Here is a 12,781-nt window from a genome sequence, read left to right on the forward strand (position 1 = left end):
ACAGGCATTTTTGGGCGCCGGCCATGTTGGCCGGCGCCCGGCATCCAATGGATTGCTGAAGAATGCTGCGCTCGATCCTCAACAGGCTTCTCGGCATGATCGTCGTCATGGCGCTGGTGGTCACCATCGTCTTCGTCATCGTGCGCGTGACGCCGGGCGATCCGGCCGCCGTCATGCTCGGTCCGGACGCGTCCGCCGCCGACATCGCCGCGCTGCGCTCGAGGCTCGGCCTCGACGGCTCGATCCCGCAGCAGTTTGCACATTACGTCCTTGGCGTCGTTCAGGGTGATTTCGGTCAGTCGATCTTCCTCAACCAGCCGGTGACGACAGCACTTGCCCAACGCGCCGAACCGACCTTCTTTCTCACCATCTTCTCGCTGTTGATCGCGACGCTTATCGCCCTGCCTGTCGGCATCCTCGCCGCCTACAAGCGCGGCTCGATCTTCGACCAGGCAACGACCACCGTCGCCATGTTCGCGGCCAGTGTGCCGAGTTTTTGGCTGGGTCTGCTGTTCATCCAGCTCTTCGCCGTCAAACTCGGCTGGTTCGACACGTCGGGCTATGGCGGGCCGGGCGCATCCTTCGCCGACCGGCTGAGCCATCTCGTGCTGCCGGCGCTGGCGCTTGGCCTCGTCAGCTCGGCGCTGATCACCCGCTTCACCCGCGCCTCGATGCTCGACGTGCTCAACGACGACTATGTCCGCACCGCGCGCTCCAAGGGCATGAGCGAATGGCGCGTTGTGCTGAAGCACGCCTTCAAGAATGCGCTGATCCCGATCCTCACCGTCATCGGGCTGACCGCGGCCTTGCTGATCTCCGGCGCGGTGGTCACCGAAACCGTGTTCGGTCTGCCCGGTGTCGGCAGCCTGGTCGTGTCGGCAGTTCTGCGGCGCGACTATCCTGTCATCCAGGGCGCGCTGCTGGTCATTGCCGGGCTCTACGTTCTGGTCAATTTCGCCATCGACATGCTGTACCTCGCCGTCGATCCGAGGGTGCGCTACTGATGGCCGCGATCTCCGCCCCGATCCACTCCGAGCCCAACATCCTGTCCAGGCTGCTCGGACGGCCGACCTCGGCCGCCGGCATCGCCGTGCTGGTCATCATCGTGTTGGCCGCGATCCTGGCGCCCTTCATCGCGCCCTATGCGCCGTCAAAGCTGTCCATCGCCAGCCGGCTGCACGGGCCGAGCCTCGAGCATCTGTTCGGCACTGACGATCTCGGCCGCGATGTCTTCACCCGCATGCTCTATGCCGCGCGCACCTCGCTCAGCGTCGGCTTCGCCGTGGTCATCTTCTCCTCGATCATCGGCACCATTCTCGGGCTGACCTCGGGCTATTTCAAACGCTTGGACGCGCCGGTGTCGCGGCTGATCGATGCGATGATGGCGTTTCCCGACATCTTGCTCGCCATCGCACTGGTCGCAGCCCTTGGCGCAACGGCGGTCAATGTCGTCATAGCCCTCGGCATCGTCTATGCGCCCAGGCTCGCCCGCGTCGTGCGCGCCTCCACGCTGGTCATCCGCGAACTGCCCTATGTCGAGGCGGCGCGTGCGCTCGGCGTGCCAACCCTGGTCATCCTGATCCGCCACGTGCTGCGCAACGTCACGTCGCCGCTTCTGGTGCAGGGCACCTTCATCTTCGCCAACGCCATACTGGCGGAGGCGGGACTGTCCTTCCTCGGCGTCGGCATTTCGCCCGACATCCCGACCTGGGGCACGATGATCGCCACCGGCCGCCAATATATGGATCAGGCCCCCTGGGTGATGATGTTTCCCGGCGCCGCCATCGTCATCACCGTGCTCTCGCTGCAGCTGGTCGGCGACGGCCTGCGCGATCTTCTCGATCCCCGTCTGGCAAAGGATATCTGATGTTCGGCAATCGTTTCCCTAGAGCGGACCGGCCGCTGCTGATCAAGGGCGCCAGACCAGTCGGGTTCGGCGCCTTTGATCAGGCGATCGATGTGCTGGTCGATGAGCAGGGCCGCATCGCCGAGATCGCTTCGAAGGTCGAGGCGGGCGAGGGCGTCAATGTCGTCGATGCCAAGGGCGCGTTCCTGTCGCCGGGCTGGACCGATCTGCATGTCCATGTCTGGTATGGCGGCACCGACATTTCGCTGCGGCCGGAACAGTGCGGCGCGGCGCGCGGCGTCACCACCATGGTCGATGCCGGCTCGGCCGGCGAGGCTAATTTCCACGGCTTTCGCGAGTTCATCGTCGAACCGGCGCGGGAGAATGTCTACGCCTTCCTCAACATCGGTTCGATCGGCCTCGTCGCCTGCAACCGCGTCAGCGAACTGATCGACATGCGCTCGATCGACTTCGACCGCACCATCGCCACGGTCGAGGCCAACCGAGATGTCATCGTCGGGCTCAAGGTCCGCGCCAGCCATGTCATCACCGGCGGCTGGGACCTGACGCCGGTGCGGCTGGCGAAGAAACTCAGCCGGATTCTAAAATTGCCGATCATGGTGCATGTCGGCGAGCCGCCGCCGCTCTATGACGATGTGCTCGGTCTTCTGACCGAAGGCGACATCGTCACCCATTGCTTCAACGGCAAGGCCGGCGGCTCGATCATCGAGGACGAAGACCTCTACCAACTGGCCGAGCAGGCGGCGGCGCGCGGCATCGTGCTCGATGTCGGCCATGGCGGCGCCTCCTTCTCCTTCGATGTCGCCAAGGCCGCACTCGAGCGCGGCCTGGCGCCGGCGACGATCTCGACCGATCTCCACAACCGCTCGATGGACACGTCGGTGTGGGACATGGCCACCACCATGTCCAAGCTCCTGTCGCTCGGCATGAAATTTGAGGATGTGGTGGCGGCGTCGACAACGGCGCCGCGGCGCGCCATCCATCTGCCGACGGAAAAGCTGCTGGAGAAGGGCAAGCCGGCGGAGTTCACGCTGTTCGACGTCGTCGATGCCGACCTGACCGTACGCGATTCACAAGGTGCGTTGAGCACACTGCACCGGCTGTTCGAGCCGCGCCACGCCATTCTCGGCGCTGAGGCCGTTGCCGCGCATCGTCACGTTCCCATACCCAGGGAGGGCGAGGGCGGTCCCCACGCCTGCCCACATTGCGGGTGGAAGTTTTGACCGAGCCCCCCGCCAGCGACATCATCCTGTCGGTTCGTGATTTGCGGACTTGGTTCGTGACGCGCCGCGTCACGGCCAAGGCGGTCGACGGCGTGACCTTCGACCTGAAGCGCGGCAAGACGCTGGCCGTGGTCGGCGAATCCGGCTCCGGAAAATCCGTCACCAGCCTGTCGATCATGGGGCTGCTGACCCGGCCCGGCGCCATTGCCGGCGGCAGCATCCTGTTTCGCGACCGGCAGGAGCGCGTCCATGATCTTGCCGGCTTCAGTCAAAAACAGTTCCGGAAAATGCGCGGCTCCGAGATCGCGATGATTTTTCAGGAGCCGATGACCAGCCTCAATCCGCTGTTCACCGTCGGCGACCAGATCGGCGAAATGATCGCGCTGCACGAGCCGGTCGACCGCCGCGAGGCGCGCAAGCGGGCACTGGCCATGTTGAAGCATGTCGAAATCCCCGACGCCGAATCCCGGCTCGACGACTATCCACACCAGATGTCTGGCGGCATGCGCCAGCGCGTCATGATCGCCATGGCGCTGTCCTGCAGCCCCTCGCTGCTGATTGCCGATGAGCCGACCACCGCGCTCGACGTCACGATCCAGGCGCAGATCCTGGACCTGTTGCGCCGGCTGCAGGCCGAGATGGGCATGTCGATCCTGTTCATCACCCACAATCTCGGCGTCGTCGCCGAAATCGCCCATGATGTCGTCGTCATGTATGGCGGCCGTGTCGTCGAACAGGCGCCGGTCAACGATCTCTTCGCGCATCAGCGTCATCCCTACACCAGGGGCCTGCTCGCCTGCACGCCGAAAGCCGCGCGCGACATCGATGCCGCCGGCGAGCGCCATTCGCTCTATTCGATCCGTGGCAGCGTGCCGCCGATCACCGATCTGCCGCCGGGCTGCGCCTTCGAGCCGCGCTGCGATTTTGCTATCGCGCCGTGCCGGGCCGCACCGCCGGCACTTGTGCCGGCCGGCCCGCATGGCGCGTCGCGCTGCATCAGGAGTGCCGAGCTATGAGCGCGCCGCTGCTCAGCGTCCAGGGCCTGACCAAGCATTTCCCGGCCCGCAATGGCCGCATAGTGCATGCGGTCGAGGACGTCAGTTTCGACGTCCAGCGCGGCGCGACCGTCGGGCTGGTCGGCGAATCCGGTTCCGGCAAGACCACCGCCGGCCGCGCCTTGCTGCGGCTAGTCGAACCCACCGGCGGCAAGGCATTGTTCGATGGCGTCGACCTGTTTTCACTGTCGCCGCGCGACATGCGCGCCTACCGGCAGAAGCTGCAGATCGTCTTTCAGGATCCGTTCTCCAGCCTCAATCCGCGCATGCGGGTTGCTGCCGTCATCGGCGAGGCGCTCGACGCGCGCGGCTTTCCCCGCGGCAAGCGTCGCGCAGAGCGCGTCGCTGAACTGCTGACGCTGGTCGGCCTGTCGCCGGATCACGCCAGCCGCTATCCCCACGAATTCTCCGGCGGCCAGCGCCAGCGCATCGGCATTGCCCGCGCGCTCGCCGTCGAACCGCAATTCATCGTCGCCGACGAGCCGGTCTCGGCGCTCGACGTTTCGGTGCAGGCGCAGGTGCTCAACCTGTTCAGCGACCTGCAGAAGAAGCTTGGGCTCACCCTGCTGTTCATCGCGCACGATCTGTCGGTGGTCGAATATCTCTGCGATGAGGTGGTGGTCATGTATCTCGGCCGCGTCATGGAGCGCGGCCCGAGCCGGCTGGTCTATGCCGCGCCGCGCCATCCTTATACCAGGGCGCTACTGGCAACGGCTCCAGTGCCGGATCCGACGCGCCGTCGCACCCACATCCCCTTGCAGGGCGACATTCCGAGCCCGATCGCGCCGCCCTCCGGTTGCGTCTTCCGCACCCGCTGTCCGGAAGCGATTGCCGCCTGCGCTGAAACCGTTCCGCCCGTCGAGCCGATCGGCGGCGGGCATCACGTGGCCTGCATCCGACACAATGAAATTAAATCAGGTTGACCGCCACCATGCTGCTGCCCTTTACATCATCGCGATCAACCTCTTGAGGTCTCATGACAGCCGACGCACCTGATCAAGAGCTGAACCGCGAAAAAGTCGCCCCCGAACCGCGGAGGTCGCGCACCAGCGGCATCGACCGCGCGCTGCAGATACTGGACTCGCTGCAGCGTCAGGGTCGGCCGGCGACCGCGTATGAGATCGCGCGCGACATCGGCGCGCCGCTGTCGACCGTCTACGTCATCGTCGACGACATGGTCGAGAAGGACCTGCTCGACCGCAAGGACAGCGGCCAGCTCTGGCTCGGGCCGCGCCTCTACCAATATGGGCTGACCTATGCCCGCACGCTCGACCTGCTCAATGTGGCGACACAGGAGATGCACGAACTGGCGCAAGGCTCGAAGGAGACCGTCCAGGTTTGCGGCCGTGACGGCGACCATATGGTCGTGCTGGCCATGGAAGAGGGCAAGGATCATTTTCAGGTGACCTCGCGTGTCGGCACGCGCACGCCGCTCAACTGGACGGCGTCGGGCCGGCTGCTCGTCGGCCATCTGCCGGAGGCCGACCGCCTCGCCATCTTTGCCCGCTCGGCCACCGCTTCGCCGACAGGGCGCGCCGAGACCGACAGGAATGTGCTGGCCAAGGCATCGGAGGCAGCACTGGCGCAGGGACTGGCGATCCAGGCCGGCGAATCGGATTTTTCGGTCGCCTGCATCGCCGCACCGATCCGCGACAGCCAGGGCGCCTGCCGGGCGACGATCTCGATCGTCGTTCCCGACCTGAAGCTCAGGCAGAAAGACCCCGATTTGACCGCCCTGGTCAGGCAAAGCGCCAGCCGCATCGAGACGCGCCTGGGCTGGCGTCGCGGCGAGGGCTGATCGCCCGCGCTGCTGCGCCGCGCCAATCCATAGTTTCGAAGCCTTTTCATTTTAGCTGGCGTGCATTATGTCTTTGGCGTCGCGCGGGGGCGCGTCTTGTCAATCCTAAGAGCATCCGTTACGCCCCGCCCATGACAGTTACCGTCCGTTTTGCCCCCTCACCAACCGGCCGCATTCATATTGGCAATGCCCGCACCGCCTTGTTCAACTGGCTGTTTGCCATGAACAACAAGGGCCGTTTCATCCAGCGCTTCGACGACACAGACATCGCCCGCTCGAAGCAGGAATTTTCCGACGCCATCCTCTATGACCTGCACTGGCTGGGGATTTTCCCCGACGCCACCGAATACCAGTCGCGGCGCTTCGAGGCTTACGACGAGGTGGTTGAACGGCTGCAGAGTGCCGGCGTGCTCTATCCCTGCTACGAAACCCCTGAAGAACTCGACCTGCGCCGCAAGGTACGCCGCACGCGCGGTCTGCCGCCGGTCTATGGCCGCGAGGCGCTGACGCTGTCGCAGCAGCAGATCGCCGAATACCGGTCGGACGGCCGCCGGCCGCACTGGCGCTTCCTGCTGCCCAACTTCACCAGCGACCCGCTGCAGCCGGAGCGCACCGAAGTGCACTGGAACGACCTGGTGCGCGGCGAGGAAACCGTCGATTTGGCGTCACTGTCCGATCCGGTGCTGCGGCGCGAGGACGGCACCTATCTCTACACGCTGCCTTCGGTGGTCGACGACATCGAGATGGGGGTCAGTCACGTCATCCGCGGCGACGACCACGTCACCAACACCGGCGTGCAGATCGCGCTGTTCAAGGCGCTGGGCGCCGAGCCGCCGGTCTTCGGCCACCACAATCTGTTGACCACGGCGTCAGGCGAGGGCCTGTCAAAGCGCAGCGGCGCGCTGTCGATAGAGAGCCTGCGCGAGGACGGCATCGAACCGATGGCGGTCGCTTCTCTGGCCGTGCTTGTCGGCACCTCGGAAAATGTTGCGGCCATGCATGACATGCCGGCACTGGCCGAGCACTTCGACCCCGCCGCGACGTCGAAATCGGCGGCCAAATTCGACCCGGCCGAGCTGTTCGTGCTCAACCGCGCGCTCATGCATCATATGCCGTTTTCCGAGGCGCAGGACCGGCTGATCGTGCTCGGTATCTCCGGCGACAAGGCCGAGCCCTTCTGGCTGGCGGTGCGCGGCAATATCGACCTGCTGAGCGACGCGGTCGGCTGGTGGCGTATCCTTGCCGACGGACCGCAGCCCGCGCCGGAATTTTCCGACGAGGATCGCGATTTCCTGCAGCAGGCCTTCGACCTGTTGCCGGAAGAACCATGGACCGGCACGGTCTGGAAAGACTGGACCGCCAAAATCAGGGAAGCCAGCGGCCGCAAGGGCAAGGCGCTGTTCATGCCGTTGAGGCTGGCGCTTACCGGGCTTGCTTCCGGGCCGGAGCTTGCAGATCTATTGCCGCTGCTGGGTCGGGAAGGAACGCTGGCCCGACGACCCTGATCTTGCGCTGGTCCGGCGGGATCAGCGACACCGGCGACACCACCGGTTTGACGGCGAGGCGCTTGATGGCGGCGCGGTCGAGCCCGCCTTGCATATTGGCCAGCGTCTCCGGATCGGCGCCCGGATCGGGCTTTGCCGCCGGCACCGGAATGAACGGCGTCGTCTCAACATCGGGCTGCGACTGTTCAGGGGGCGGCGGGTTGCCGCCGATGATCTCGAAATTTCCGGCCTGCGCATTGCAGCCGCAGGCCGGCGGCCGCGACATGTTGGGCTGTTTGTAGAGATAGGCGGTCGGCAGTTCGCTGTAGGGCTGGCCGGTGACCGACGAGGTCATGTTGGCCGAGTCATCATCCATGCCGCGCGAATAGAACACCTGCATCTCGGTGCCGGGGCAGCTCGATTCGCAGTTCTTCTGGTCGCGCTCGAAATCGCCGAACGAGGCCGAATTCGACATCGGGAAGAAATAGCCGTCGCAGGTGCGCACGCAGCTCGTATGGAACTCGCCGCCGACCGTCGGGAAATCCGGCACGCCGGGCTGGTTGAGCACGCGGCGCACATTGCCCTCCTCGCCGGGATCATCGTCGGCCTCGTCGAGCGTGTCGACCGGCTGGTTGCCGCCGAAAAGCTGGTCGAACAGATTGCCGTCGTCCGGTTCGCGGCTGGCTTCCTGCACCGGCTCCTGCCGGCGTGGCGCAAACGGCTCGTCTCGGCAGCCATTGGCGTCGAGCGCGGCCAGGATGCGGCCGCGGTCGCGCCGCGAGCCGCCACCGCCGGCAAGTTGAGCGCGCTTGGCCTGCAGCGCGTCGAGATTGGCATTCATGCGATCGATGCTGCTGTTCAGCGCAGCACATTGGCTGACGTTGCGCGAAAACAGCGAAAACCCGCAATTCGCATCGCTCGCACGACCGCGCACCTTTGATAACTGTTCGATCTGGCGGGCGATGGCGTTGTCATATTTCCGCACCATGCCGGACTTGCCACCGCCATTCGATGAAGAAGCGAGCTCGGCTTCCAGCTGCCGGCAAACGCGCGAAGCGGCTTGTGGCTCGGTGGTGGTGACGGCCGAAAGCACCAGCGCGCCAAGCAGCGCAGCCAGGTGCGTCAGCTTCCACCTTCCGCCCATCATTGCCAGAGACCCCGCTTGCCTGCCTGTCGCGATGCTACCGGATTCGCGGTTAACCGTTCCCTCAATCTACAACCAAAGATGGTCTTAGCCCATAGACGAGGTGCACGAGGCGCTCGGATAAGGCGGCAACTGAGCGACGTCATCGCTGCATGAAAAAGGCGCAATCGTTCGGGAAATATCCCCTCGATCCAGCAATGCCCGGGGGACCTGCATGACCGCGATTAGCCGTCGAACCGCCCTGCAATTCGGTCTGTTGTGCCTGGCGGCACCTGCCCTGGCGCAGGAGGCATCGGCCGCGCCGGACTGGCGCAGCAAATTGGTCGAAGCCGCCCGTGAGCAGATCGGCGTCACCACCTTCTACGACCCGACCTATGTCCGCCTCGACTATCCGGGCGGCGATGTCGCGCCGGATCGCGGCGTGTGCACGGACGTCGTCGTGCGCGCCTATCGCCGCGCCTTCAATCTCGATCTGCAGAAGCTGGTGCACGAGGATATGGCGGCCAATTTCGCCGCCTATCCGAAGACCTGGGGCCTGAAAGCGACCGACCGCAACATCGACCACCGCCGGGTCGGCAACCTTGCGACCTTTTTCGCGCGGAAGGGCGTTTCCTTGGCCGTCAGCGAGGACCTTGCCGACTTTCAACCGGGTGATCTCGTCACCCAGATGCTGCCCGGCAACCTGCCGCACATCGTCATCGTCTCGTCCGACCGTTCTGCGGACGTGCCGGAAAGGCCGCTGGTCATCCACAATATCGGCGCGGGCGCCCGGCAAGAGGACACGCTGTTCGCTTTCAGGCAGACCGGGCGATACCGCTTCGCGCCTGCCTGAGAAACTCAACCGAAATCGACCACCGCCTGCGCCTTGTGCGCCGCCTCGACCACCGCCAGCGCCGTCATATTGACGACGCCGCGCGAGGTCACCGATGGCGTCAGAATATGCGCCGGCTTGTCGGTGCCGAGCAGGATCGGCCCGACATGCAGTGCGTCCATCATCGTCCGCAGCGCGGACAGCGTGATGTTGGCGGAGTCCAAATTCGGAAACACCAGCAGATTGGCTTCGCCCTTCAGCCGTGAATGCGGATAGACGCGCTGGCGCAGATGCTCCGACAAGGCGGTGTCGGCATGCATCTCGCCGTCGCATTGCAGATCGGGCGCCACCCGCGCCAGGATCGCCGCCGCCTGCCGCATCTTCAGGGCGCTTGGAGAATCGCGCGAGCCGAAATCCGAATGCGACAGCAATGCTGCCTTCGGCTCGATGCCGAAGCGCTGGATTTCCTCGGCGGCCAGAATGGTCATTTCGGCGATCTCTTCCGCCGTCGGATCGACCGAGACGTGGGTGTCGGTGAGGAAGATGATGCCGCGCTGCGAGATCAGCATCGACAGCGTCGACAGATCGCGGTCCTTGACGCCGGGGCGAGCGCCGATGACCAGGGTCACATTGCGCAAATGCCGCTCGAACCGGCCTTCGAGGCCACAGATCATGGCGTCGGCGTCGCCGCGCTTCAGCGCCAGAGCCGCAATCACCGTATTGTCGGTGCGCACCATGGTGCGCGCGGCCTCTGTCGTCACGCCGCGCCGGCCGGCGAGTTCGATCAAAAGGTCGACATAGTGGCGGTAGCGCGGATCGTCCTCGGGGTTGATAAGGCCGAAATCGACGCCCGGCTTGATGCGCAGGCCGTAGCGCTTCAGCCTGACCTCGATGACATGCGGGCGGCCGATGAGGATCGGTTCGGCGATGCCTTCCTCCAGCACCACCTGGGCGGCGCGCAGCACGCGTTCGTCCTCGCCATCGGCGTAGATTACGCGCTTGGCGCTCGACGCCTTGGCCGAGGAAAACACCGGCTTCATCACCAGGCCGGAGCGGAAGACGAAGCGGTTGAGCTGGTCGATATAGGCGGCGAAATCGGTGATCGGCCGCGTCGCGACGCCGGTGTCGCAGGCAGCCTTTGCCACCGCCGGCGCAATGCGCAGGATCAGACGCGGATCGAAGGGCGAGGGGATCAGGAAATCCGGCCCGAAGATCGGTGTCTCGCCGGAATAGGCGCGCGCGGCAACGTCGGACGGTTCTTCGCGGGCAAGGGCGGCGATCGCCCTGACCGCAGCCATCTTCATCTCCTCGTTGATGGCGCTGGCGCCGCAGTCCAGCGCGCCACGGAAGATGTAAGGAAAGCAGAGCACATTGTTGACTTGATTGGGGAAATCGGAACGGCCGGTGCAGATCATCGCGTCCGGCCGGGCAGCGCGCGCCGCCTCCGGCATGATCTCGGGATTGGGATTGGCCAGCGCCAGGATCAGCGGTTTCGGCGCCATGTGTTGCAACAGTTCCGGCTTCAGCACGCCGGCGGCCGACAGGCCGAGGAAGACGTCGGCGCCCGGGATCACATCGGCCAGCGTGCGCGCCTCGGTGTCCTTCACATAGGGATCTTTCCAGCGATCCATCTCGTCGGTTCGGCCCTTGTAGGCGACGCCGAAGCGGTCGGTGACCCAGATGTTTTCGACCTTGGCGCCGAGCGAGACCAGCAAATTGAGGCAGGCGAGCGCGGCGGCACCCGCACCCGAGGTGACGATCTTGATGTCGGAAATGGTCTTGCCGGCGAATTCCAGCCCGTTGAGCACGGCGGCGGCGACGATGATGGCGGTGCCGTGCTGGTCGTCGTGGAACACCGGTATGCCCATGCGGGCCTTCAGCTGCGCCTCGACCTCGAAACATTCCGGCGCCTTGATGTCCTCGAGATTGATGCCACCGAAGGTCGGCTCCAGCGCCGAGATCGTCTCGACCATGCGCTCGATGCCGGGCGCGTCGATCTCGATGTCGAAGACGTCGATGCCGGCGAATTTCTTGAACAGCACCGCCTTGCCCTCCATCACCGGCTTCGAGGCGAGAGGTCCGATATTGCCGAGGCCGAGCACCGCCGAACCGTTGGAGACGACGCCGACCAGATTGGCGCGCGCCGTATAGTCGGCGGCGGTCGCCGGATTGTCTCGGATTTCAAGGCAAGGGGCGGCGACACCAGGCGAATAGGCCAGCGCCAGGTCGCGCTGGTTGCCGAGCGGCTTGGTCGCCTGGATCTCGAGCTTTCCCGGTCTTGGATGCTTGTGGAAGTAGAGGGCGGCTTCGTCGAGGTCCGAACGTGCCGTTTTCTTGTTCTCGCCTTCCATGCGGCCGCTCCCTCGAACCTGCTGTGTTCGAGTCCTTTTAGCATGCGGCCAACGGTTTTCGCGACGCTAAATGACGCGCCGGCAGCTTTACACCGCGGCGCGTCGAAAGTTGTATCGTATCAAACGCTTACATGGATTTTTTCGCAAACGACTCCTGCCGCTTTGGTATAACGTCGATCAAAAGGCGCTGACGTAAAGGCCGCCATCGACCGGGATGTTCTGGCCTGTGAGATAGCCGGCATGAACCGAGCACAGGAAGGCGCAGATCTGGCCAAACTCTTCCGGCGTGCCCAACCGCTTGGCTGGAACATCAGCACTGATACGCGTCTTGCGGGCGGCGGCCGCAGCCGGATCTTCCGTCGTGCCGGCCTCGTGCGGACCGCGCAGCCGGTCGGTGTCGAGCTTGCCCGGCAGCAGGCTGTTGATGGTGACGTTGCGGTCGATCACCGTGCGCGCCACCCCGGCCAGGAACGAGGTCAGGCCGGCGCGCGCGCCGGACGACAGGTCGAGGCCGGGGATCGGGACATAGACCGACAGCGAGGTGATGTTGACGATGCGGCCGAAGCCGCGCTTGGCCATGCCGTCTATGACAGCCTGCACCAGTTCGATCGGCGTCACCATGTTCTGCGTCACGCCCTCGAGTATCTTTGCGCGGTCGAGCTCGCGGAAATCGCGCAAGGGCGGTCCGCCATTGTTGTTGACCAGGATGTCCGGGTCGGGGCAGGCGGCCAGGAGCGCCTTCTGCACCTCGGGTTTCGAGACGTCACCGACGATCTCGGTCACCTTCACGCCGTAGCGTTCGCGCAGTTCGGCGGCGGTTTTTGCCACCAGCTCGGCGTTGCGGCCGTTGACGACGAGATCGCAGCCGGCTTCGGCCAGCGCCATGGCGCAGCCGCGGCCGAGCCCCTTGCTCGAAGCGCAGACAATGGCCTTCTTGCCCCTGATACCGAGATCCATGACGATTTTCTCCTGTGATTGGCGCGGCACGCTAGAGCAATTCCAGGGAAAGTGTGAGCGGTTTCCCGTCCGGAATTGCGTCAGGCAAAAA

At 65.0% G+C, this 12,781-nt stretch carries 11 protein-coding genes; 8 read left to right on the plus strand and 3 right to left on the minus strand.

Annotation, left to right across the window (positions count from 1 at the left end; translation table 11 throughout):
* Nucleotides 1–62 precede the first annotated feature (62 nt).
* From AC1DZ8_RS16795 to gltX, 7 genes are all read left to right on the plus strand, one after another.
* Nucleotides 63–1,004, plus strand: a complete 942-nt coding sequence (locus AC1DZ8_RS16795) for an ABC transporter permease (protein WP_477304015.1) — start codon at nt 63–65, stop codon at nt 1,002–1,004.
* Entirely contained in the window at nt 1,004–1,867 is an 864-nt protein-coding gene (locus AC1DZ8_RS16800) for an ABC transporter permease (RefSeq protein WP_477304017.1), read from the plus strand. The genes AC1DZ8_RS16795 and AC1DZ8_RS16800 overlap by 1 nt, the downstream gene beginning before the upstream one ends.
* A complete protein-coding gene (locus AC1DZ8_RS16805) occupies nt 1,867–3,090 on the plus strand; it encodes an amidohydrolase/deacetylase family metallohydrolase (protein WP_477304019.1) in 1,224 nt (407 codons plus the stop codon). Before AC1DZ8_RS16800 ends, AC1DZ8_RS16805 begins: the two co-directional genes overlap by 1 nt.
* Complete coding sequence (locus AC1DZ8_RS16810) at nt 3,087–4,106, plus strand: ABC transporter ATP-binding protein (protein ID WP_477401231.1); 1,020 nt, start codon at nt 3,087–3,089, stop codon at nt 4,104–4,106. Before AC1DZ8_RS16805 ends, AC1DZ8_RS16810 begins: the two co-directional genes overlap by 4 nt.
* Nucleotides 4,103–5,068, plus strand: a complete 966-nt coding sequence (locus AC1DZ8_RS16815; protein WP_477304023.1) for an ABC transporter ATP-binding protein — start codon at nt 4,103–4,105, stop codon at nt 5,066–5,068. Before AC1DZ8_RS16810 ends, AC1DZ8_RS16815 begins: the two co-directional genes overlap by 4 nt.
* A 53-nt stretch (nt 5,069–5,121) precedes the next feature.
* Nucleotides 5,122–5,943: an IclR family transcriptional regulator gene (locus AC1DZ8_RS16820; protein WP_477304025.1), complete on the plus strand. Its 822-nt coding sequence runs from the start codon at nt 5,122–5,124 to the stop codon at nt 5,941–5,943.
* A 131-nt stretch (nt 5,944–6,074) separates the two neighbouring features.
* Nucleotides 6,075–7,448, plus strand: a complete 1,374-nt coding sequence (gene gltX, locus AC1DZ8_RS16825) for a glutamate--tRNA ligase (protein ID WP_477304027.1) — start codon at nt 6,075–6,077, stop codon at nt 7,446–7,448.
* Here gltX and AC1DZ8_RS16830 read toward each other — a convergent pair.
* The gene (locus AC1DZ8_RS16830; protein ID WP_477304029.1) at nt 7,366–8,574 is read right to left on the minus strand and encodes a DUF2865 domain-containing protein; all 1,209 of its coding nucleotides are present in this window, start codon (nt 8,572–8,574) and stop codon (nt 7,366–7,368) included. The genes gltX and AC1DZ8_RS16830 overlap by 83 nt on opposite strands.
* A gap of 211 nt (nt 8,575–8,785) precedes the next feature.
* On the opposite strand from AC1DZ8_RS16830, the gene AC1DZ8_RS16835 reads away from it, so the two are divergent.
* Nucleotides 8,786–9,403 (plus strand): DUF1287 domain-containing protein, encoded by a 618-nt coding sequence (locus tag AC1DZ8_RS16835; protein WP_477304031.1) that lies wholly within the window; start codon nt 8,786–8,788, stop codon nt 9,401–9,403.
* A gap of 5 nt (nt 9,404–9,408) precedes the next feature.
* Here the strand turns inward: AC1DZ8_RS16835 and AC1DZ8_RS16840 are convergent, their stop codons facing one another.
* Complete coding sequence (locus AC1DZ8_RS16840) at nt 9,409–11,733, minus strand: NADP-dependent malic enzyme (RefSeq protein WP_477304033.1); 2,325 nt, start codon at nt 11,731–11,733, stop codon at nt 9,409–9,411.
* 177 nt (nt 11,734–11,910) lie between these two features.
* Nucleotides 11,911–12,690, minus strand: a complete 780-nt coding sequence (locus AC1DZ8_RS16845) for an SDR family oxidoreductase (protein ID WP_112561491.1) — start codon at nt 12,688–12,690, stop codon at nt 11,911–11,913.
* Nucleotides 12,691–12,781 lie beyond the last annotated feature (91 nt).

This window comes from Mesorhizobium sp. P2_F7, assembly GCF_056403695.1.